Source organism: Spirosoma litoris (assembly GCF_054776755.1).
Genome location: NZ_BAAHBI010000007.1, coordinates 228,729 through 252,089 on the forward strand (window position 1 = coordinate 228,729; position 23,361 = coordinate 252,089).

Consider the following 23,361-nt stretch of genomic DNA (forward strand, 5'->3'; position numbering starts at 1 on the left):
CTAACGTTTTTATCATGACATTCTACCAACAGCAAGTACTAAAATTTAAGAACGAACTCTACCCAAACGAGGCACTATGCCAGCAAGTTGTTCAGGCAAAACGACTAATGGATAGCGAATTAGACGGCAACCTAACGCTCGACGCTATTGCCCAGGAAGCCTCGTTCTCAAAATTCCACTTTATTCGTCTTTTCAAGAAGCTATACGGCCAGACTCCACACCAATACCTGACACTTGTTCGGATCGAAAAGGCGAAACGGCTCCTTCAAACAAACGACTGTATCAAAGACGTCTGTTTTGCCGTTGGTTTTGATAGTGCCAGCTCTTTTACGGGGCTTTTCAAAAAGATGACGGGGTCAACACCGAAAGCCTACAAAAACCGGCAAAACCTGCGTTCTTAGCTGGTGATTCACCACCTTACTATTTCCTCACTTTCGCTGGTACACCTAGAAAAATAGCAATTTTCGAGAAGTGCGTTTAGCAACCATTGTAGACCTTTGCCAGGATCATAAGCAAGGCAAACGCCCTTTGCCGATCAGAACTTAGTGTAGCTGAAGATATGAAACTTAAAGTAACAAGTTTATTAGTTGACGATCAGGAGAAAGCGCTCAAATTTTATACAGAAATACTAGGCTTCGTCAAGAAAACGGAGGTTCCTTTGGGTGACCATAAATGGCTAACTGTTGTCTCAAATGAAGAACGGGACGGCATTGAGATACTCCTTGAACCAATGGCCTTTGCGCCTGCCGCTGTTTATCAGAAAGCTTTATTTGACGCTGGCATTCCGCTGATGGCCTTTAACGTCGATAATATCCAGAGTGAGTACGAACGACTGGAAAAACTCGGGGTCGTTTTTAGTATGAAACCAACGACAATGGGCCCGGTAACGATTGCTGTATTTAATGATACCTGCGGCAATAATATTCAGCTCGTTCAGCTATAGGCGTCATTTCTTATTCATCTAATCTCGCCTTCTGTCGAAAATTAAAATGGGCCTCTAGTGCTCTTTCGGGGCTTTATAAATCTCCCAGGAGCAGCTTTCCAGAAACATTCGACCGCCAAGCGTTTGGGTGGTAGAGCCGTCTGAGATGGAAAGTGTGGCTTCTCCACCCACCGTTCCCCAAACCTGGCTTGGACTGGCAGAGGGGAAACAAACCAATGTTTTTGCCGTAGAAGGCACCATTTTGAGTCGAAACCTAAAGCTCTCGTGCTGAAACTGAATTTCCCCTCCCGTCAGCAATTTGGCATGATCGGGACTTGAGTAGGTACGGTTTTGAAGCGTATAATTCTTGCTAATCAATTGAAAGCCTGCACACAGAATCTGATCGCCCTTTTGTAGATAAATGTAGCTACCCGGACTACCAAAAATATTCCAGCCATCGCCCGCAAAGTGGTACCATGTCCAGCTCCCACCCTGGCGTTCTGGCATGTCGTTCAGTCGACCTTGTTCGTGATAAGCCTGACCGGTGAAGTGAGCCTGATAATCGTTCCAGGCAAGCGAGCCGGAAACAACGCCATTCGGAATCTGGGAAACGTAGCTAAAGCTTGGTGATCCCACAGGAGCCCCACTCAATACCGTACGCAATGGTCCTGGCATCAAGCCCGACGGGTAAGCCGCAAACGGAAGCTGAGTGGGGGTAATAAGAAACTCGCCTTTGATTTCCGGGAAATTTACCTGAATCGAGAATTGATTGTCATCCCTTCCCTGAACAGCCCGAATGACCAAGCGAGATGGAATTTCCAGCTGACTGGCCGAGGTTTTAATTGTCGACTGCGGAACAACGGTCGTAAACCGCTTTACAGCACCTTCCTGGGGCTTAAGCGCTATTGTAAATACAGCTTTTTTGTCGCTGGCTGATTCGGGTTTTTCCCACCAATGCTGGGGAATAAACGCCAGCGTAACCGAACTCCCATCCTGAAGAAAAAAATCGAAATACCACCATTGCAGCTGGACTTTAGCCCGCTGAAAGTTCCGGACCTGAAGCTTATGAAAACGTTCGGTATCCTGCCACTCCTGATAGCTAAGAAACTTATTGACAAGTCGTTTTGGGAGTAAATGTGCGCTAACTCGCTTCAGGAATGGGGCATTAGGTAGGCTAAAGGCGCCATCTTTTTGGGGCTTCAGCGCATATACTTTCTTGATTAATAGGTGCGGAAGTTCGCCATAGTAATGCGGTATTGATTCGTCATGATCCGCCACTTGCTCCCATTTTAAGCGAGGATCGGCGGCAGACACCTTAAGTTTCACTAAGAGCAAATCGGTCTGATTTCGATATAAGCCATTGGCCGTCAGCATTACCTGTTCTGGCGTTAAAAGAGAAATAAAGCCATCGGTAGCCAAAGCAGTAGGCCGGTAATGAGCATTTGCCGATTGAGCTGCCCAATCGGCCTTCTTAACCAGATAGTAAAGAGTTTCGGAAGCTATCGACACGCCGATCGGCAACGTACTCAGGAGCGCAATTAGCAGGAAACGGGGAACGATATTTTGTCGATACATAGACGGGGAACAAATGCACAAAAGTCTTACCAGAATCACCGGGCGTCGTTACCCTGACACAACTTACAGCGAAACGCCTGACATGTACCAAGCTCAAAAGTATGTCAATAAAGACATTTAATAACTCAAGTTATATGGTTAAAGGAAAAATAACAGATAGTGGGCTAATATGAAGCCACCACTTTGAGCAAAAAGCCGTTAGCCGTTACCGCATGAATGCGCCGAGGCCAGCGATCTACCAACCGACTAATGTCGGTTTCCACATGCCGCCGTGCCCGCTGGCGCAACCAGTTGGTACAATAATCGTTGTCTACTGAACACATCGCACAAGTCGTCGGTGTCAAAGTGGAGCATGGTCAATAGTTTGGGTTTGGTGACTCAAAACTATTCAAACCATGCCTTTTTATTCAATTCTGCTTATACCACACAACCTGGTTTAAATAGTATTTAAGTTTTACAAAAGCGGACAATATCGCTACCCAACGCAAGTAGTATCCTCGTAATAATGCTTTATCATGTTATAATGCCAATTTATGCCTCATGGTTAAGCCTGTCTATGTTAGTAGCCTGATTTGTGCCAGTCTTCTATGTTTGCTCAGCTTTAAAACAAACGTAAGAACAACGCTGGGGGAAGGCCCATCACCTGTAAAAACACCAGCCGAAGAACAGGCTACGTTTCAACTCGAACCAGGTTTGAGCATTCAACTGGTTGCTTCCGAGCCAATGATTCAGGACCCGGTGGTCATCAACTTTGATGAAGATGGTCGCCTTTGGGTGGTTGAGATGCGGGGGTTCATGCCCGATGTTAACGGCGATGGTGAGGATAAACCCGTTGGTCGTGTGTCGGTCCTCGAAGACACGAATGGCGACGGCCAGATGGACGTCAGTAAAGTGTATCTCGACAGTCTGGTTATGCCCCGTGCCCTTGCCTTTGTACCTGGCGGTGTGCTGGTTGCTGAAAATGGCGCTTTGTGGATGACCAAAGACCTCAACGGTGACTTGAAAGCCGATACCAAGACCGTTGTTGATGCTCAGTATGTAGGCAGCGGCCTGCCAGAGCATGCACCAAACGGACTATGGCGGGGGTTAGATAACTGGTATTACAACGCCAAATCACGCCTTCGGTATCGTCTGGTCGGCGGAAAATGGGAGCGCGATAGCACTGAGTTTCGTGGGCAATGGGGCATTAGTTACGACGACAAAGGCCGTCTGTACTACAACTACAACTGGTCGCAGCTTCACGCCGATTTGGTGGCTCCAAACTACTTATCCCGGAATAAAAATCATAAACCTACCACCGGTATCGATCATGGCCTAACCATCGACAGGCGAGTTTACCCAATCCGACCCAATCCAGCCGTAAACCGGGGTTATATCCCAGGAACGCTCGACAAAGAGGGTCATTTACTGGAATTTACGGCCGCCTGCTCACCCCTAGCCTATCGGGGAACAGCCTTACCTGCTGCCTATTATGGTAATGCGTTCGTTTGTGAACCCGCCGGGAATCTCATTAAACGCAATGTGGTAGAGGAAAAAGGGTTGCTGATTACGGCGCATGATCCTCATCCGGGCACCGAGTTCCTGGCTTCGACCGATGAACGTTTCCGTCCGGTTCACATGGCAACTGGTCCAGATGGCGCTCTGTATATTGCGGATATGTATCGCGGTCTTATCCAGCACAAAGCGTACGTGACGCCCTATTTGAAAGAGCAAACCCTTGCCCGCGAGCTGGATAAGCCCGTCAACCGGGGCCGTATCTGGCGTATTGTTCCGCAAAACTGGAAAGCACCCAAGGCGAAAAAGCTGTCCAGTGCCTCGTCAGATGAACTCGTGGCAGAATTGTCGAATGCCGATGGATGGCACCGAGATGTAGCCCAACATTTACTCATCGACCGGAACGACAAACGGGTTGGTCCGGCTTTGACAACGTTGGCCACGAAAGGGGGCCAACCGCTTGGGCGATTCCATGCTTTATGGACGCTGGACGGCTTGAAACTCAGCAATCCCAACCTATTGTCTGGGTTAGTAGCCGACCCGAACCCACTGGTTAGTTCAACGGCACTCCGGTTGCTGGAGCCATTTGCCAAAACGGATAAAACCATTCGGACTAAACTCGGCGAACAATTGTTGGCCAGATGGGAACAGGCGCCGATTGAGCAAATCCTCCAGATGACTTTTACGGCTGGCGTACTCGACCAACCTGCTGCTCAGTCATTACTCGCTACTATAGTCGGACGTTATGGAGAGTCGGCCTTGATTCGGGATGCAGCCATGAGTAGCCTTCAGAATCAGGAGTTTGCCTTTTTACAACGATTACTAAAATCACCCCAATGGCAAACGCACGAACCCGCCAAAGAAATTTTCATTGAGGTACTGACAACTGCCATTGTCAAAAAGCGAAACCCTGCTGAGTTAACTTCCCTACTGGCGCTTTTAGATGCACACAAAGAGCCGTTGAGCTGGCAGGAGAAGGCTGTACTGACCAGCATGTCGATTGCCGGAAGCAGTAAAATCAAACCTATTAAACTTGCTGCTGCCCCTAGCCTATTAGCCAAGTCCAGCCACAAAATCGATCCATCGCGTCTGGCTTCGCTGGAATCAATGTTTGAATGGCCCGGCCATGTTGCTGCCAAAAGCAGTTCCGCTAAAAAGAGCCTGCTGAACGATGAAGAGCAAAAGCTATTTGCATCGGGGCGACAATTGTATCTGAATACCTGCTCGGGCTGTCATGGTACCGATGGAGCCGGACTGCCTCGTTTTGGGCCTCCACTGGTTGGTTCGGATTGGGTGCTGGGCGACGAGAAACGATTAGCGCTCGTCCTGTTACACGGTATGGAAGGGCCTGTTGAAATTAATAAACGCGTTTACGATGCGCCCGACATACTCCCAGTTATGCCCGCCCACTCGACCCTGGATGACCAGTCAATTACCTCGATTCTGATGTATATCCGTAACGAATGGGGCAATAATGGGGGACCAATCGGCAAACGAACGGTGGGAATGACCCGCATTCTGGCCCAAGGTCGCGTAGTTCCCTGGACGGCCAAAGAGTTAAACAAATACATCCAGGAGACACAAGCCACAAGCCCTAAATAGATGTCAAAAGTGGTCAGGCGTAGTCAGGTATTGTCAAGTGCAGCCATGCCTTGTTCAAACCAGATATGACAACACTTGACAATTTTTGACCACCCTTGACAATACCTGACAACAAACTCCTACCCTAAACAACTCTTGACCTTTGCCCAAATGGATAGACGAGATTTCTTGCAACAAGCTGCAGCAGGTGCTATAGCTGTTTCTTTCCCTGCTGTTCCCGATTGGTTTGCCGACAAGCGGATGGGTATTGTTGTCCATTCGTACTGGAGCCGCTGGAACTCAAAAGTGGACAGTCAGAAATATCCGGCCTTTACCAACGCGATTCAACTGCTTGATCACTGCCACCAACTGGGGGCTGGTGGTGTGCAGGTGATTGTAGGTGGCTGGTCGTCCGATTTTGCCAAAAAGGTGCGCGATGTACGGGAGAAATACGGACTTTATCTGGAAGGCTCGATTGGATTGCCCAAGAAGGCAGATGAAGTCGCCAAATTTGAACAGGACGTCATCAACGCTCGGGAAGCGGGTGCGCAGGTGTTGCGAACCGTTTGCTCAACAGGTCGACGGTATGAAACCTATCATTCTCCCGCAGCTTTCGAAGAGTTGAAGAAAAACGCCTTGACCATGTTGCAATTGGCCGAACCTGTGCTACGCAAACATAAGGTCAAACTAGGTGTCGAAAATCACAAAGACTGGCGGGCTCCCGATTTAGTGAACCTCTTGAAACAGGTTAACAGCGAGTGGATTGGCGTCACCCTCGATTTTGGTAATAGCATGGCGTTATTGGAAGACCCGATGGAAGTAGTCGAAACCCTATCGCCTTATGTGTTCAGTACCCACGTGAAAGACATGGCGGTAGAGGAATATCCAGATGGATTTCTCTTATCGGAAGTACCAATGGGCAAGGGTATTTTAGACTTACCTAAGATGGTCGACCTCTGCCGAAAACATAATCCAACCGGAACATTTAGTCTGGAAATGATTACCCGCGACCCACTGGAAATTCCCTGCGTGACCAATGCGTACTGGGAAACAATGGGCTCGGTACCGGGCTCTGATCTGGCCCGAATGCTCCGAACGGTCCGGCACCATAAATACGCTGGCGGCTTACCTCGTGTATCGCAATTGAGTAACGATGAAAAACTGGCGCTCGAAGAAGCCAACATTGTAGCCTGCCTAAATTACAGCAAAGACAAATTAGGAATGAAATAAAGCAATCTCATGAGTAAAGAAATACTACCTGGAGTCAGTCAATTTAACTTAACTGGAAAAACGGCCATCATTACGGGCGGCTCAAAAGGTCTCGGTCTGGCTATGGCGGCCGGTCTTGCTTCGGCAGGAGCCAACCTCATGCTCGTCAACCGGAATGCCGAAGAAGGTGAACGTGCCGCTCAGGAACTGAGTCAGGATTATGGTATCAAAGCTATCTCCTTCAGCGCCGACATTTCTAACCCAGAACAAACAGAAGCGATGGCCCAAAAAGCGATCGACACGTTTGGGCAGATCGACATTCTGATCAATAGCGCTGGAATTAACATCCGAGGTCCAATCGACGAACTGACGCCCGCCGATTTTGCCAAGGTCATGGAGGTGAACGTAACGGGAACCTGGCTGTGCTGCAAGGCCGTAGTCCCGTTCATGAAAAAAGCGGGTCGGGGAAGCATCATCAATCTGGCGAGTACGCTTGGTTTGGTAGGCTTATCCAATCGCACCCCCTATACATCCAGCAAAGGGGCGGTAGTCCAGATGACCCGCGCGCTGGCGCTGGAAATGGCACCTTATAATATCAACGTCAATGCCATTTGCCCAGGCCCTTTTCTGACCGAAATGAACCTGCCCATTGCCGACACCGACGAAGGAAAGAAATTTGTAGTAGGCGCAACGGCCTTAGGTCGTTGGGGACATTTGCGGGAGATTCAGGGAGCCGCCATTTTCCTGGCCAGCGACGCCGGAAGCTACATGGTTGGTTCGATGCTCACCGTCGATGGTGGCTGGACTGCACGATAATTTATTGTTTCAAGTTCCAGGTTTCAAGTTCGCTGGGGGAAGTATTGTGCGTCAGCCAACTTGAAACCTGGAACTTGAAAGAACTACTTAACCTCCGAAACAATGGAACAGTTTACCGGAAAAAGCAAACCAACCCGAGTTCGGTATGGGATGTTAGCCCTCGTATTCGTCAATGTAGCGATTAGTTATCTGGATCGCACCAATATTGGTGTCGCTGCGTCAGCCCTTGGCAAAGACCTTAATCTGTCGAAAGTCGAGTTAGGCTACATTCTGTCCGCGTTTGGGTGGGCCTATGCGGCTTTGCAGATTCCGGGTGGGCTAATCGCCGACCGGTTTGGGCCTCGCATTTTATATGCTTTCTGTTTAATTACCTGGTCTATTGTAACCCTGGCCCATGTGCTTGTTCGAGGCATTGCCAGTCTATTCTTTCTCCGACTGGCCACAGGTACCCTCGAAGCACCTTCTTATCCGATCAACAATCGCGTGGTAACTCAATGGTTTCCGAATAACGAGCGAGCATCGGCCATTGCCATGTATGTATCTGGCCAATTTATCGGGCTCGCGTTTCTAAGTCCTATTCTGGCAATGGTTCAGGTATATGCAGGCTGGAGAGGGTTATTTATTGGCACGGGTCTGGTTGGTCTGATATGGGGTATTGTCTGGTATCTGTTCTATCGCGATCCACTCGATAGCGCCAATGTGAATAAAGCAGAACTGGATTATATTGAAGAAGGTGGCGGCTTATTACGAGGAAAAGAGCAAACAAAGGATCAGGCCAATATTTGGCACTGGTCGAATGTAAAACTGATTCTTTCGAGCCGGACGTTATGGGGGGTTTATATCGGTCAATTTTGTGTTAATGCCACACTCTGGTTTTTTCTTACCTGGTTCCCAACTTATTTAGTGGAGTATCGGCATTTGAGTTTTATAAAATCGGGCTATTTGGCTTCAATACCGTTTCTGGCGGCCTGTGCCGGTTTACTGTTATCGGGTTTCCTGTCCGATTGGCTCATCAGTCAGGGTAAATCGGCGAGTCTGGCCCGAAAAGCTCCTATTATCATTGGGTTTATTTTATCATTAAGCATTGTTGGCGCGAACTACACCGAAAATGACACATTGGTCATCTTCTTCCTATCCTTCGCCTTTTTCGGAATCGGCATGGCCCTGATTTCGTGGATATTTGTATCAGTTTTATCGCCTAAACACCTGATTGGTCTGACGAGTGGCGTATTCAATTTCATGGGCAATCTGGCCTCAATCGTGGTACCTATCTCAATTGGATACCTGATTCAAGGCGGAAGTTTTAAACCAGCTCTACTCTTTATCGGGACAATTGAATTTATCGGCGCTTGCTCGTACATCTTCCTCGTTGGTAAAATTGAGCGTATAGGTACGCCTACTCAGAGCGATATAAATGAGGGCAAGCTGGTATCATAAAGATATTAATACCCCTAAATCCTCTGAAGGGGATTTAGGGGTAAAAAGGCCGGTAATCGATCTTAACTTACCTTTATCCTCTTGCGCGTGAAGAAGGGACGGCTTAGGATGAACGAGACGAGCCAGAAAAACGTGGGCACTAAAAGCTGTTCATAATCAATCGAATAATCGACCGACATCAAATCGTTCACTGATGCATCGTAACGCGCTTTTAACGAGTCATTGGGCTTAAGCCTTTCAAAATCATCTTCACTAATAGGAATTACCCGCTCTTGCTGTTGGTAACGAATGGTTGCTTTGTAGGTATACTCACGCCAGCTTCTTGATGTTGAATTACGGTACTTGGCGTGTCGCTGTGTATCCAATACCTTAACGGTAACCTCCTGTCCATGAGCCTTTAGCTGTTGGTAATACTGAAAATACGTCCAGGTATCATACGAAAAGAAGACCGCAGCCATCAGTAGTTCCACAACAAGAATAAAGCGGGCTATATCCTGTAGAAATGTAAGTGGAATAAGCGTTACAACAAGCCCTGTGATCATGAAAAAAGAAGCCGTTGCCAGTATTATGCAGAATAGAAACAACTGATGCTCCCTACTGAAATCGCGTACGGTACTCCAGTCAATTAATCGGGATTTTCGCGCGGACTTATCAAACCGATTGTCGCTTTCTGGTTGCCGAAACGCACTATACGCTGGATGATACAATAACTTAACCCGGTCGCCAGAACCCACATAGCCCGAATCCATAACAAAGCGGGTGGTGTAGGTTTTACCCTGATAAGGAAAAGTTAGATATGCACTATTGCCGAATATATCCCGCCAGGACTGGTGCTTCCGACTGGTCTGCTCAACCATCACCGAAACGAGTTTACCTTCTTTCATAAACTTATTCTGAAGTCGTAACTCCTGATACTGCCCCCAGAATACCCAGGTCGCAATGACCAGAATAGTAGCCACGATCAACCCTATCAGGAAATTATAAACCTTACCTATTGACGAGAGAAGTGGTTTAAGCATGACTGGCTGGTGTCGATAGAGCACATACTACTAATCTCTAAAGGTAGTCGAATGAGAAATCTGATTGACACTACAGTATGTAAACGGTACTGTAAATACCTTAAGCAAAAGTTAAATCGTTCGGCAGGATTTAGTAATAATGCCACAAACGAAATACTCTCTGCGTACTAGATTATAGCGATTGTAGGTTAATGGTGGAACCTACATTTGGTGTGGATAGAACTTAAACGCTGGCTTTACTAAGGCCAGCGTTTTTTTATGGTAATTCCTTCAGGACTTACTTACCTATTTTAAAGTAGCCAGTACAAACGCCAAAAGATAAACTCAGTCAATTAAAAATCGCCATTCAATTGATTATGAGTTAGTTTATCTTATTTTAGCCACAAGTTAATATTCACACTTTCAAACCAACTCCAAGTAAATGAAACCTATTTTTTATGCACTTTTATTTTTTGCAAGCAGCTCACTTTTTGCGCAAAACAATTACATAGCAACCTCTCCTGTTTCAGCTACGCCCGGTATGGATAACACGATCGTAGGTCCTAGTGCCGGCAATACAACCATGACGGGAACTAATAATGTTATTTTGGGCTACTATGCTGGTTTAAAGAACACAACAGGTGATGGAAATGCTTTTTTAGGGTTTCAAGCAGGAGCCTTAAATACGATAGGTAGTAATAATACTATGGTAGGAAATACTGCCGGGAATGCAAATACAAATGGCAACTCCAACACGTTTGTGGGCAATGAGGCTGGTTATAATAATAAGGCATCTAACAACGTCTTTATTGGCAATCAGACAGGCCGTACTAATACATTCGGCGGTCTCAACGTCTTTATTGGTGGGCAGGCAGGATTTGCTAACACCATTGGCAACGCCAATACTTTCATTGGGTACTCTTCAGGTAGTACTAATACTACCGGCAACTCTAATACATTCATGGGAAATTCCGCTGGTATTTCAAATACAGTTGGCAGTTTCAATATTTTTATAGGCGAAGGTGCGGGCTCGTTAAACGAGACAGGTGCCAACAATGCCTTTTTGGGAGCTAATTCGGGTTCAAATAACACCTCGGGCGTTAATAATACCTTTCTTGGCTATTATGCAGGCGCGTCTAATTCTACGGCTAGTAATAACACTTTTTTAGGTACCCAGGCAGGCACGGCCAATCAAACTGGCACATTAAATACGTTTTTGGGTTATCGGGCAGGCTATTTCAATACACAGGGCACTTCCAACACCTTTTTAGGCACTGAAGCGGGTTGGACAAATAAGACTGCTGATCGTAATACATTTGTGGGCAACCAGGCTGGCTACACCAATCTCGACGGGACCAACAATACCTTCTTAGGTTACCACACCGGTTTAGCGAATACATCGGCGGGCTATAACACCTTTCTGGGTGGAGAAGCAGGTGCAGCCAACACAACGGGTGGGGCCAATACGTTCGTCGGCAATAGTGCAGGATTGGCTAACCAAATGGGGCCTAACAACACTTTTCTGGGCTATTTTGCCGGAAGAGCTAATACAAACGGAGCCAGCAATACATTTTTGGGGTATCGGGCAGGTTTTAATGCCACTACTGGCAGTAACAACATTATTATTGGGCCTTTTTCGGGTACGGCCATCACCACGAGCGATGACAATGTACTAATGGGTTATAACACTCAGGCAGGCGACGGAAGCGGGGGACATAATGTTATTATTGGGGGCGAAGCGGGCGGTGGGCTCTGGGCAGGCATCAGTAATACGCTGATTGGCCACCAAACCAATGCTGAGTCAACCAATTTGCATCATGCCACAGCGATTGGGGCTGGCGCGAAAGTAACAATTAGTAATGCCGTTGTATTAGGAAATCAGGCCAATGTTGGTATTGGTACATCAGCCCCAACAGCCCGTTTGGAAGTAGTCAGCGAATCACCTGATATGAGTGGGTTGCGGCTAACCAATCTGACAACTGCCAGCCGGCCTGCGCTGGCGACCGATCAGTTTTTAACCGTTAATGAACGCGGTGATGTAGTAAAAGCCAGATACCAGCTTCGTATCAATACGACGAACGAGTGGAGTGATCACGTCTTTACATCTACCTATCAATTACAACCACTAGCTGCTCTGGCGGCTTACATCAACTTAAATGGTCATTTACCGGGTGTGCCTTCTGCAGAACAGGTGGTACGAGAGGGCGTTGACCTGGTAAAAATGAATGCTAAATTGTTAGAGAAAGTAGAAGAATTAACGCTCTACAGCATTCAACAACAGAAAGAAATTGATGAGTTAAAACTGTTGGTCCGACAACTAGTGGAGAAAAAATAAATCAGTAGCTACGAGAAGCCCCTTTAGAAGAGGCTTCTCGTAGGATAAATTACTGTCCGAACAGGCCTAATACTGTTCCGAGAGCACCTATCAGGGCTATAATCAAGCCAATGAAAGCAGCGGTTCCCGTACCAGCAATCAACAGAATCAAACCCCCAATCAGCAGCACAATTCCACCAATTAAAATCACGGGATTAATAGTTGTATTGGTTATATGAGCGGGTGCCAACTGACGGTTTATCTTTTTATTGATTTTCTTCAGCATCAATCGCTCCATCAAACTCATTTTCTGAGAAGTGTTGGCCGTTTTAGGTGCCAGCGTTCCATGCGTTGACGTCAATAACGCTTTTACGCGACTCATTCGCGCTGTCAGTTTTTTGTTTGAGGCTAATTGGTTGTCATTTCGAACGTAGCCTTCCAGTTGCGTCATAGTCGTGGTAGCCTGGGCGAGCGCTTCGGTCTCGTTGGGTTCAGCGGCAAGCGTCGGCGTGGGCGCAGTTGCAGCTATCGTCTGAGTTTTAGCAGAAGGATCGACAGAAGAACGCTGGAAATAAGCAACGGGGCGGCTACACGACGAAAGAATAGCGGCTCCTACCAGAGCCACACACAGATGTTGAGTGAAAAACTTGATCATAAATTACAACTAGTTAGAAAAAATCTAGCCCCAATACCTGCCTGGCGCTAGTTTAGCTTCGGGTAAAGTTCTCTTTCTAGTTATGACGTAGGATTAAAGTAACGTTAAATCGCATCTCAATACATCATCTCAAAAAACGACTAAACCAATTGCTGGTTCAATCAGGAAGTGGCCAACAAAAAATGCTGCCCCTAAAAGAGTCAGCATTTCCGCTTCTATCCACACCATCCATTTGCCAAACAAACGGCAAACGGTAATCAAGAAATTAATATTCACTGCCCCGAAACTGACTACCAACTACGCAATTCAACTCAAATCAATTCCGGTTTTCCTTCTCGTCGGGTTTTAACCCGGTGCAAATTAAAAATAGTAAATCAGGCAACTACCTATAACATTAGAAGCACACAAACGATTAAGATAGCCAGAAGGGTCAGGGCGACTAAAATATAGTTCAAAATTACTGACTGATAACTCTGGGCATTCATAATAATGGACAAGTTAGCTGAGTACGGTTTATAGATTAGATACAAACGCTAGAAAAAGACACAAAATATTTATTAAAAGGCAGAATAGACCGCTGTGTGATTCGGAGAGATCTGCGCTACATATATAAACCAGATTCATATAGCCTATAAATAAAACTATATTTAGTTTAAATTTTCCTCATAATAGTATCTAATTGTTACCAATAAATAAATAAAACCAATATCATCAGCAATTGTTTAGCGCGAATCTAGTACCTTAAATTCCCGTATGCATAGCTAATAAAATTTATGGTTTCCCCCCCTAATGAACGTAAGCGATTAGAAGCATTACATAGATACCAAATTCTGGACACGCTACCCGACAAAGCATTCGATAGATTAACTGAATTAGCATCGTTGATTTGTGAAACCCCGATGTCGCTTGTAACCTTACTTGATAAGGAACGACAATGGTTCAAATCGCAAATCGGTTTCGATGGATCAGAAACCAGCCGGGACATTTCTTTTTGCCAACATGCTATTCTGAATACGACCATTCTTGAGATAGAAGATGCAACAACAGATAGTCGTTTTAAAGAAAATCCGTTAGTCACAGCGGAGCCGAACATTCGATTTTATGCAGGCTATCCGCTAACTGATCCAGATGGCTATGCCCTAGGTTCTTTGTGTGTATTGGATCAAACACCCAGAAAGCTCACCGCCAGTCAGCAGAAAGCATTGACAATACTGGGCGAAATGGCCACATCGCTCATTGTCGAACACCGCCAGAAACAGGAACTGGCTTATTTTGAAAATCTCTTTACACTATCCAACGATTTAATTTTTGTAGCTGGCATTGATGGATACCTCAAGAAAATAAATCCAGCCTTTCAGCAGCTACTGGGCTGGGACGAGCGCTATTTATTGTCAACCTCATTTTTCGAGTTAGTTCATCCCGACGATCGGCTGGCAACAGAACAGGAAATTAGTCAGTTAGCGGCAGGTAATACAGCCATCAACTTTACCCATCGCTTCCGATGCCAGAATGGTACCTACCGCTATCTGCAATGGGTGGCGACACCTGAATCGGCTACGGGCTATCTGTTTGCAGTGGCTCGGGATGTGACCGCCGAAAAACAAAAAGAGGTTAAACTCTATCAATCGGAGAACAGGTTCCGCTCATTCTTCGAAAACTCGCAGGGTCTTATGTGTATCCACGACCTGGAGGGTAAAATACTGAGTGTCAATGCCGCAGGGGCGCAAGCGCTGGGTTATGAACCCGAAGAACTAATCGGGCGTCGTTTGCAGAATATCGTTCCAGAAGAGCAGCATCCTGGTTTTGAGGTGTATTTAGAAACCATTCGTAAAACCGGCAAGGCTAGCGGGCTTATGCATACGTTGCATAAAGATGGCTCGCTACATATCTGGCTATTTGCGAATATTCTGGAGCATGAGTTAAACGGCGAAGCCTACGTTATTGGAAACGCCATCGACATTACCCGACGGCACCAGTTGGAAGTTGACCTGAAATGGACCAAACAAATGCTCGAGCAAACCAATAAGGTGGCTCAAATTGGAACCTGGGAAGCCGACTTTACAAAAGAAACCATGTATTGGTCGGCCGTTACCAAAGCCATTCATGAAGTCCCCGACGAGTTTGAGCCCATGCTCAACTCGGGTGAAACCTTCTTCCAGGGCAAAAATCATGAGCAAATTGTTGAAGCTGTTGACCGAGCCCTTGCCGAAGGTACTCCGTTTGACATAGAACTGCAGATTGTTACCGCAAACAATCGGGAAGTTTGGGTTCGTGTAGTAGGACAGCCGGAATGTGGCGAAGCAGGATGCACTCGTTTGTACGGTACGTTCCAGGATATTCACGAAAAGAAAGAAGCTGAGCAGGCATTGCTCAACGAAAAATTACGACTCGCAGCCTTCGTTGAGCATGCTCCGGCGGCCGTAGCCATGTTCGACCAGACAATGTCGTATCTGGCCGTTAGTAATCGGTGGCTGGAAGATTACAAACTCAAAACCAGTGTCATTGGCTTATCCCACTACGATGTATTCCCAACGCTATCTGATGACTGGAAGGCGACCTTCAGCCGATGTTTAAATGGAGCCATCGAGAAAAGTGATGAGTATGTCTGGCGTCCCAAATGGAGCGATCATGATCGTTATTTATGTTGGGAAATTAGGCCCTGGTACCAGTATGACGGTTCCATTGGGGGCATCATGATGTTAACCCAGGACATTACCGAATCTTATCTGCAACGCGAAGAACTGAAGAAGGCCAAACAACAGGCCGAGCAGGGCAGTGTTGCCAAATCGGAATTTCTGGCCAATATGAGCCATGAAATCCGAACTCCCTTGAATGGGGTCATTGGCTTTACGGATCTGCTGCTCAAAACCTCGCTCAACGAAACCCAGCACCAATACCTGTCCATTGTCGATCAATCGGCGAATGCCTTATTAAGCATTATCAATGATATCCTGGACTTTTCGAAAATTGAAGCGGGCAAACTGGAATTGGCCGTTGAGAAAGTAGATGTCTACGAAATCAGTAGTCAGGCGGCCGACATTATTACGTATCAGGCTCAGAATAAAGGGCTTGAAATGCTGCTCAATTTGCCAGCCGATTTGCCACGCTTCATTTACATTGATTCGGTACGTTTAAAGCAAATTCTGGTAAACCTGCTGGGCAACGCGGTCAAGTTCACGCAGAAAGGAGAAATAGAACTAAAAATCAAGCCATTAACGGACCCCACTCAGGAGTACGTCACGTTACGGTTTGAGGTACGCGATACCGGCATTGGTATAAAATCCGACATGCAGGAACGCATTTTTGATGCCTTCTCGCAGGAAGATGCTTCGACCACAAAAAAATACGGCGGAACCGGACTGGGCTTAACGATCTCGAATAAACTGCTCGGTCTGATGGGAAGCCGTCTGGAGCTAGTCAGCACACTGAACGAAGGCAGTTGTTTTTCGTTCGATGTTCGCCTGAAAACCGAAGTCGGTGAAGCAATTAATTGGCTGGATATAAACGAGATAAAGAACGTTCTGATTGTTGACGACAATGAAAACAACCGTCTGATTCTGCGCCAGATGTTTTTGCTGCGCCAGATCAGTGTCGATGAAGCCAGCAATGGTTTCGAAGCGCTACAGTTGTTGGCCAAACAGAAACAATACGATGTGATTCTGATGGATTATCACATGCCGTACATGGATGGCCTGGAAACCATTGAGAAAATCCGGGCGAATTTCTCGTCGCCAACTGAGCAACAGACAATTATCCTTCTTCATAGTTCTTCCGATGACGAACGCCTGATTAAAGCAAGTGAGTCATTGGCCATCAACCAGCGATTGGTAAAACCGGTTAAAATGACCGACTTGTTCCGGGCGCTATCACACCTGGGTCAGCAGACCAGCAAACACGCGTTTCAGGAAGCCCAGCAGTCTGCTCAGATTGCCCAACAGGCAGTTAAACTATTGCTGGTTGAAGATAATAAGATCAATCAGTTACTGGCTAAAACCTTTGTAAACAAGCTTATACCCAATGCGCAAATCATAGAAGCCATTAATGGGCAGGAAGCGGTAGACAATTACATAGAGCACCAACCCGACCTGATTCTGATGGATATCCAAATGCCCGTGATGAACGGATATGAAGCCACACAACGTATTCGAGCTTTAGAACAGGATCGGCATATCCCAATTATTGCGCTCACGGCTGGTACGGTAAAAGGCGAACGGGAAAAGTGCCTTGCCGCCGGTATGGATGATTTCATCACGAAACCTATCGTCGAAAAATCAATGGCTTCGCTCTTCCAGAAGTGGCTGGAAACGCAATCAACAGACATACCCGATACTATTGATGTCGACGATCCTGATACTCATTTCGACCCTCAACTCTTAAAAACTATATCGGGCGAAGACCTAGACCTTCTGGAGAAGCTCATAGAAGCTGCTGAAGATGAACTAACTAGTTCACTAGCCAATCTTTTACGTCAGGCAGAAATCCGAAATCTAGCGGGCTTGAAGTCGGCGGGCCATAAGCTGAACGGAACCGCACTCAGTGCTGGTATGCCGAATCTGGCTCAGCTGGCCTACAAACTGGAGCATTTAGAGCAATTTGAAGAAACCCATGTTCGTACTCTGCTGGAACGTACGCAATCGGAAATTAAGCTCGTCACATCGTTGATGAGCGATGTTTTAAAAGTGGTTTGAGTAGAAACCACGCTGTAAATTAAGGAATTACAGAAAAGCAATACGGTATGACCCCGACGGGGTCAGATGTCTATAGAAAAGAACCATATTATAAACATTTGACCCCATCGGGAGTACACCGTGTCCGTGTTCTCACAGACCAAGGATACCAAGAAATCACTAAACTTCCCGAATAAGGGGCTTGATTTGGGTGGCCATGTCGGGCGTAACCGTCACCTGATGCGCTTCCTGCGCATGTTGGGCAGCTAATTCTAACACTTCGGTTTCACTTTCGGCCTGGATCACACCGGGGCAGTCGAAACCAACGTCTTTGCAGTGTAATACTTTCATGATCGGAAGAATTTTGAGGGTGAAGTTTGAGTGGTTTTTAATTTGTCATTTGTAGGATAGACGAAAGTTATCAAACCTATAAAGCCCTAATGACAAGACACTACATTAGGTAGGGTTTACTTTAAAAACGGTGGAATTGGAGCTATAACTGGCTCAGAACACTACATCGGATAGGATTTATTTACGCCAAACCGTTTTTCGAAGGCCAATATAGCCCCCAACGGCATTCGTATATAAGGCCCCAAAATCAGCAGCAACAGAAGCGGTTAACGATAGGCCACCTAGCCATGATAACGGCATACCAATCTGTACAATAGAAGACAACTGCTTTGGTGAATCAGGAAAAGGCCCAAAATAAGTCCCCCGGTTTCGACTGTAGGATAACTTCGCCATCAAGCTCATTCGATGCGCCACCTTGGTTCGCAAACCAATGTGTGCCATCTGAAGACGGTTATTAATAACTGTTAACCCTGTAGCACTCTGGTATTCGGGTTTGACATCCTGTTTTAACGTAATAAAAGGCGTTCCCAGAATGCGGTTTTTATACGCCCAACCTTCCTGATATTGTCCATTATTAAAATAGTTGTCGTTTCCCGACAGCCCATTCCAGGGTTCAAATATTGCTCCGCTCTGGTTTATCGTAGTTAGGAACTCAATTAGAAAATCTTCGATCTGAAATCCAGATGAACCGGCTTGTAGCGGCTGGATTCGCAGGCCACTTAGCCCGTCAGGCGCATTCTTAAAAAACACGCCCGAGGCATCATCATAACTATGTTGATGATAAAGCATCAGGTTAATTGGTACAAGCCTCAATTCAACCCCAAAATCAATACTTCCAACATGATTGCCATATAAATTGACATAATCAAAAGATGTAATACGTGGATTATTTAAGCCATCTGTTCGAATAGCCAGAAATACATTAGGGAAATCACGTAATTGCCCAGGAAGCTGCCCATCTACTGCATAGTGGTAATCTAAATAATCAGAATGCCCTCCCCACTGCACGTTGTGATTAATTCCAGCATATAACCGCACCCGAGACGCCGGTTTTCCAACTCGGAATATGACCGATTTCTGGTGCAGAAACGAATGTTGCATGTAATCGGTATTGGCAAACCAACCGTGAGCTATAAAAGCATTAATGGCCAACCATTGCTTGCGCCCCAATGGAGCAAATCCTTTTGTCCCAAATTGAATTTTAGGAATTGGCAGCGCATTCCCCGACCAGGAGTAGGACCCCGATGTGAGTGTAGTGTCGACCAAACCAATAACCTCCTTTTGGCGACCTATACTGAATTGAATTTGCCGATGAGATAGCTTTATATAATATTCTGGGGCTATTAGCTGATTCTCTTTTCCGGCGTTGCCCACAGCCTCCGCACCATAGCTAACTATCCATGCACGACTTGGCAGCTTACGTGCCTTACTTCCTGCGGTATCTGTAAGTAAAACAGAACCCTTTACACCTGCCCGTAGTGTACCGATTGGCGCAGAATTCGGTACAATTCCAAATTGGTTAGCCCGCAGCCAGAAGGGCGTCCGGTCTACTGATGAAGCCATGCCGCCAGCTTCTACATAAAGCTGCTGAAGACTACCTGTTTGGGCTAAACTGGGCAAATAAAGACTACTGACCAGTATGGCAATTAAGGAGAGTTGTTTCATGTAGAGATGGCATCAGGATACGCTATTCTGCAGCTATATGTTAGAACATATTGAATCAATTTAAACACTAGCACTACCTCTAAGTATACCTTTTTAGCAACCGGTAAATTTGGCTTCCTATTGGCAATAAATCTTATATTGATTCGCGATCAATAGCTCAAACAGAACTAGCTCTACGCTATTCACTCCAAATGTTAAATAATTATAAATCAACCACTTATTAACATTTCTTAACAAGAGTAGCAGACTAGCAATGATGGTTCAGGGTGTAGTTTTGGCGGGTTCTTACACAAATACATATCGCTAAATCTCTACGTCTATGGTATCCTTTAAACGCCTGAACAATTGGGTTGGATGGCTCGTATTTGCCATTGCCTTTATCACCTACGCCCTAACCGTGGAACGAACGGCTAGTTTCTGGGACTGCGGTGAGTTCATTGCTTCTTCGTTCAAACTCCAGATTCCTCACCCGCCCGGTGCCCCCTTGTTTCTTCTACTGGGGCGAATTTTCTCGATGCTATCTTTTGGCGACCTGACTCGTGTAGCGTACTGGATCAACATGGGGTCTGTGCTAGCCAGCGCCTTCACGATTCTATTCTTATTCTGGACGATTACCCTGCTTACCCGAAAACTACTGGGCAACCGAGATACTAACCAATCCGATGAAGCCTATACCCTCACCGACAAGCTATTGATCCTTGGCACGGGAGCCGTTGGGGCGCTGGCGTACACATTCTCCGACACCTTCTGGTTTTCGGCTGTTGAAGCGGAGGTGTATGGCATGTCGTCCTTTTTTACCGCCATCGTTATTTGGGCCGCCTTCAAGTGGGAACGAATACAGGATGATGCCGCAGCCAACCGATGGTTAATTTTGACGGCTTACCTGATCGGTTTATCCATTGGGGTTCACCTGCTCAATCTGGTGATTATCCCCGCGCTTGCCCTTATTTACTACTTCAAAAAATACCCACAGCCCACCTTTTGGGGAGGCACGGCCGCGCTGGGAATTGGATTGGCCATACTTGGTATTATCAATGCGTCGATACCGGGTTTACCAGGCATGGCTTTTTTCGTGGAACGCCTGTTTGTCAATACGTTTGGGTTACCCTTCAATTCAGGAGTGATTTTCTTTACGCTGGCTTTACTAGGAGCCGTTGGGTACGGCATCGTCTGGTCTGCCCGCCAAAAACGTGTGACCCTGAACACCTCGTTACTCAGTCTGGCGTTTCTCTTGATTGGGTATGCCTCATACATGCAGGTTTTGGTACGAGCGAACTTCAACCCGCCCATTAACGAAAATAATCCCGATGATGTACTGAATTTCCGGTCTTACCAAAATCGGGAGCAGTATGGAAGCCGTTCGCTGTTGTTCGGTCCGATCTTTACAGCTCGACCAATCGATCAGAAAAAAGGGGCACCCATGTGGAAAAAACAGGGCGATAAATACGTCATTTACGATTACCAGCCCGACTATATCTATGCACCCGGCGATGAAATGCTTTTTCCCCGCATGTATAGTAGTTATTCCAATCATCCACAATTATACCGGCAGATGTTAGGGCTCGCCGAAGGGCAGAAACCAACGATGGGCGACAATCTTCGTTTTCTGTTTACCTACCAGCTCAACCATATGTGGTGGCGCTATCTGATGTGGAATTTTACGGGTCGGGAAAGCGACGAAGAAGGCGCGGGTTACCTCCTACCCTGGTCATCGGATCAGAACGTACCCGACTTGTTGAAAGCGAATAAAGCCCACGACAATTTCTACATGCTACCCTTTCTATTGGGGCTCTTCGGCATGGTATTTCAATACCGACGTCGCCGTCATGATTTTCTCATCATTGGTTTCCTGTTTCTGATTACAGGGATTGGTCTTCAGGTTTTCCTCAACTCTCCTCCTTCTGAACCGCGCGAACGTGATTATATATACGTTGGCTCGTATTACTTCTTTTCCATTTGGCTGGGATTAGGTGTGCTAGCGCTTGTTGAATTTCTACGCGTCTTTCTGGTCCGATTTAAATCGGTAACGTTCCGAAACGAATTCGTTATTGGTATGTGTTTGCTCGTGCCCGTTATGATGTGCGTTAAAAGCTGGGATAACCACAACCGTGATCATCGCTTTCATTCGGTCGATTTCGCGAAGAATATGCTCAATTCCTGTGCGCCGAATGCGATTCTGTTTACCGAAGGCGACAATGATACCTTCCCACTCTGGTACGTGCAGGAAGTTGAAAGTTTCCGACGCGATGTTCGAGTGTGTAATCTTAGCCTATTGGGTACGGAGTGGTACATTCAGCAAATGAAGCGCAAAACGTACGAGTCCGATGCCGTACCGATGTCGCTGGAATTTGATCAGTTTAATAAGGGCAAAAATGATATTATTCCCTTTTACGAGGTGGCTGGCGTAAAAAATGGAATCGATCTGAAACAGTATATTAACCTCGTTAAAACCAATAATCCGGCCATTCAGGTACCATTGACAACGGGTGATATGACGAATATCCTCCCCTCGTCGGTGTTGTTTTTGCCTATAGACAAGCAGGCCGTCGATCAGGCCAAGTTCGTTCCGGCTAATCTACGTCCACTTATGAAGGATACGTTGCAATGGACGCTTGGTAATAAAGACCTCTTCAAGCCCGATCTGGTTATGCTCGATATGATTGCTACCAATAATTGGCAACGTCCTATTTATTTTTCGAGTACACTGGCCAATGAGCATTATCTGAATCTGAAGAATTACATGCAGCTAGAAGGTTATACTTATCGGCTGATGCCAGTTGCAATACCAGGGGCTACAGATGGCTACGTCAACTCCGACATTATGTATGATAACATGATGAATAAGACGTTCTGGCGGGAGTTTGATAACCCCGCCGTTTATTACGACGACACCTACAAAGGGCCACCCGTTATTTCGGCAAGAATAGCTTTCTTCCGGCTGGCCGATCAATTAATTCGGGAAGGCAAATCCGACAAAGCCCGCAAGGTTCTTGACTATTCGCTGAAGGTGATGCCCGATAAGAGCATTCCATACGATCAAATATCATCCAATTATGTACGGTTCCTGTTTGCAGTAAACGACACAAAGAAAGCACTAACTATTGCCGACACCATGGCTACTCGTGCCGATCAGAACCTTGTGTACGCCAGAAGTAACCAGAGTCGTAGTCCAAATGCTGATTTATACATCCTCCAAACGATAGTGGAAGCCTGTAAAGAAGCAAACCAGCAAACGGCTGCCATGAAGTATGAAGCCATTTTCCAAAAGCACCTAACTATTTTTGGTTAATATAATTAACGTGAATAATGGAGGATTTACGAATAGAATTATACTAGTTTTTTGTCATCCCGACGCCAGGAGGGATCTTCGGCAACTGGTTATTTACCGAAGATCCCTCCTGGCGTCGGGATGACAAAACAACATTATAAATAACTGGTAATCAGTCAACAATTTCAGGATTTATCCATTATTCACGTTATAATTAGGCTCAGGAAAGCAGGTAAATTAAGTAAGCGGCCCTTTTTAGCCCCTCTCCTGTTTTCAGGGGAGGGGTTGGGGTGGGGTAAAAATCACTAAAAAACAAAACAGCAGCCCTACCAATTATGGTAGGGCTGCTTTCATAGGTTGGTAGTTGAAAAGCATTCTCCAAAGCATTCACCACACCCCTGAAGTAATG

Annotated in this window: 14 protein-coding genes and 1 pseudogene; 9 read left to right on the top strand and 6 right to left on the bottom strand. The window is 46.3% G+C overall.

Features of this window, described 5'->3' with window-relative positions:
• Positions 1–14 precede the first annotated feature (14 nt).
• Positions 15–401 (top strand): helix-turn-helix domain-containing protein, encoded by a 387-nt coding sequence (locus ACYVGR_RS04790; protein ID WP_460954137.1) that lies wholly within the window; start codon positions 15–17, stop codon positions 399–401.
• Positions 402–559: 158 nt separating this feature from the next.
• Positions 560–943: a VOC family protein gene (locus ACYVGR_RS04795; protein WP_460954138.1), complete on the top strand. Its 384-nt coding sequence runs from the start codon at positions 560–562 to the stop codon at positions 941–943.
• Between the two features lie 54 nt (positions 944–997).
• On the opposite strand, the gene ACYVGR_RS04800 is transcribed toward ACYVGR_RS04795, so the two are convergent.
• Together ACYVGR_RS04800 and ACYVGR_RS04805 are read right to left on the bottom strand one after the other, a co-directional pair.
• Positions 998–2,497, bottom strand: coding sequence for a DUF952 domain-containing protein (locus ACYVGR_RS04800; protein WP_460954139.1), 1,500 nt, complete (start codon positions 2,495–2,497; stop codon positions 998–1,000).
• Between the two features lie 138 nt (positions 2,498–2,635).
• A pseudogene (locus ACYVGR_RS04805) lies at positions 2,636–2,808 on the bottom strand (IS982 family transposase); the annotation flags it as partial.
• Positions 2,809–3,037: 229 nt separating this feature from the next.
• Here ACYVGR_RS04805 and ACYVGR_RS04810 point away from each other — a divergent pair.
• From ACYVGR_RS04810 to ACYVGR_RS04825, 4 genes are all read left to right on the top strand, one after another.
• The gene (locus ACYVGR_RS04810) at positions 3,038–5,593 is read left to right on the top strand and encodes a DUF7133 domain-containing protein (protein WP_460954140.1); all 2,556 of its coding nucleotides are present in this window, start codon (positions 3,038–3,040) and stop codon (positions 5,591–5,593) included.
• A 150-nt stretch (positions 5,594–5,743) separates the two neighbouring features.
• Positions 5,744–6,802 (top strand): sugar phosphate isomerase/epimerase family protein, encoded by a 1,059-nt coding sequence (locus ACYVGR_RS04815; RefSeq protein WP_460954141.1) that lies wholly within the window; start codon positions 5,744–5,746, stop codon positions 6,800–6,802.
• 9 nt (positions 6,803–6,811) lie between these two features.
• On the top strand, positions 6,812–7,597 hold the full coding sequence (locus tag ACYVGR_RS04820; RefSeq protein WP_460954142.1) for an SDR family NAD(P)-dependent oxidoreductase: 786 nt from the start codon (positions 6,812–6,814) through the stop codon (positions 7,595–7,597).
• A 102-nt stretch (positions 7,598–7,699) separates the two neighbouring features.
• Positions 7,700–9,034, top strand: coding sequence for an MFS transporter (locus tag ACYVGR_RS04825; RefSeq protein ID WP_460954143.1), 1,335 nt, complete (start codon positions 7,700–7,702; stop codon positions 9,032–9,034).
• A 62-nt stretch (positions 9,035–9,096) separates the two neighbouring features.
• Here ACYVGR_RS04825 and ACYVGR_RS04830 read toward each other — a convergent pair whose 3' ends face one another.
• Complete coding sequence (locus ACYVGR_RS04830; protein ID WP_460954144.1) at positions 9,097–10,053, bottom strand: hypothetical protein; 957 nt, start codon at positions 10,051–10,053, stop codon at positions 9,097–9,099.
• A 421-nt stretch (positions 10,054–10,474) separates the two neighbouring features.
• On the opposite strand from ACYVGR_RS04830, the gene ACYVGR_RS04835 reads away from it, so the two are divergent.
• Entirely contained in the window at positions 10,475–12,367 is a 1,893-nt protein-coding gene (locus ACYVGR_RS04835; protein ID WP_460954145.1) for a beta strand repeat-containing protein, read from the top strand.
• Between the two features lie 49 nt (positions 12,368–12,416).
• On the opposite strand, the gene ACYVGR_RS04840 is transcribed toward ACYVGR_RS04835, so the two are convergent.
• Positions 12,417–13,001 (bottom strand): hypothetical protein, encoded by a 585-nt coding sequence (locus ACYVGR_RS04840; protein WP_460954146.1) that lies wholly within the window; start codon positions 12,999–13,001, stop codon positions 12,417–12,419.
• Between the two features lie 773 nt (positions 13,002–13,774).
• Between ACYVGR_RS04840 and ACYVGR_RS04845 the strand changes: the two genes are divergently transcribed.
• Positions 13,775–17,689 (top strand): PAS domain S-box protein, encoded by a 3,915-nt coding sequence (locus ACYVGR_RS04845; protein WP_460954147.1) that lies wholly within the window; start codon positions 13,775–13,777, stop codon positions 17,687–17,689.
• 159 nt (positions 17,690–17,848) lie between these two features.
• Here the strand turns inward: ACYVGR_RS04845 and ACYVGR_RS04850 are convergent, their stop codons facing one another.
• Together ACYVGR_RS04850 and ACYVGR_RS04855 are read right to left on the bottom strand one after the other, a co-directional pair.
• Positions 17,849–18,019: a DUF1059 domain-containing protein gene (locus ACYVGR_RS04850; RefSeq protein ID WP_460954148.1), complete on the bottom strand. Its 171-nt coding sequence runs from the start codon at positions 18,017–18,019 to the stop codon at positions 17,849–17,851.
• A gap of 177 nt (positions 18,020–18,196) precedes the next feature.
• Positions 18,197–19,684: a capsule assembly Wzi family protein gene (locus tag ACYVGR_RS04855; protein ID WP_460954149.1), complete on the bottom strand. Its 1,488-nt coding sequence runs from the start codon at positions 19,682–19,684 to the stop codon at positions 18,197–18,199.
• Between the two features lie 319 nt (positions 19,685–20,003).
• Here ACYVGR_RS04855 and ACYVGR_RS04860 point away from each other — a divergent pair, with 319 nt between their 5' ends.
• The gene (locus tag ACYVGR_RS04860) at positions 20,004–22,973 is read left to right on the top strand and encodes a glycosyltransferase family 117 protein (RefSeq protein WP_460954150.1); all 2,970 of its coding nucleotides are present in this window, start codon (positions 20,004–20,006) and stop codon (positions 22,971–22,973) included.
• The last annotated feature ends 388 nt before the right edge of the window (positions 22,974–23,361 follow it).

Coding starts and splice junctions, on each gene's coding strand:
- ACYVGR_RS04790 (WP_460954137.1), top strand. CDS start 15: ATGACATTCTACCAACAGCAAGTACTAAAATTTAAGAACGAACTCTAC.
- ACYVGR_RS04795 (WP_460954138.1), top strand. CDS start 560: ATGAAACTTAAAGTAACAAGTTTATTAGTTGACGATCAGGAGAAAGCG.
- ACYVGR_RS04800 (WP_460954139.1), bottom strand. CDS start 2,497: ATGTATCGACAAAATATCGTTCCCCGTTTCCTGCTAATTGCGCTCCTG.
- ACYVGR_RS04810 (WP_460954140.1), top strand. CDS start 3,038: ATGGTTAAGCCTGTCTATGTTAGTAGCCTGATTTGTGCCAGTCTTCTA.
- ACYVGR_RS04815 (WP_460954141.1), top strand. CDS start 5,744: ATGGATAGACGAGATTTCTTGCAACAAGCTGCAGCAGGTGCTATAGCT.
- ACYVGR_RS04820 (WP_460954142.1), top strand. CDS start 6,812: ATGAGTAAAGAAATACTACCTGGAGTCAGTCAATTTAACTTAACTGGA.
- ACYVGR_RS04825 (WP_460954143.1), top strand. CDS start 7,700: ATGGAACAGTTTACCGGAAAAAGCAAACCAACCCGAGTTCGGTATGGG.
- ACYVGR_RS04830 (WP_460954144.1), bottom strand. CDS start 10,053: ATGCTTAAACCACTTCTCTCGTCAATAGGTAAGGTTTATAATTTCCTG.
- ACYVGR_RS04835 (WP_460954145.1), top strand. CDS start 10,475: ATGAAACCTATTTTTTATGCACTTTTATTTTTTGCAAGCAGCTCACTT.
- ACYVGR_RS04840 (WP_460954146.1), bottom strand. CDS start 13,001: ATGATCAAGTTTTTCACTCAACATCTGTGTGTGGCTCTGGTAGGAGCC.
- ACYVGR_RS04845 (WP_460954147.1), top strand. CDS start 13,775: ATGGTTTCCCCCCCTAATGAACGTAAGCGATTAGAAGCATTACATAGA.
- ACYVGR_RS04850 (WP_460954148.1), bottom strand. CDS start 18,019: ATGAAAGTATTACACTGCAAAGACGTTGGTTTCGACTGCCCCGGTGTG.
- ACYVGR_RS04855 (WP_460954149.1), bottom strand. CDS start 19,684: ATGAAACAACTCTCCTTAATTGCCATACTGGTCAGTAGTCTTTATTTG.
- ACYVGR_RS04860 (WP_460954150.1), top strand. CDS start 20,004: ATGGTATCCTTTAAACGCCTGAACAATTGGGTTGGATGGCTCGTATTT.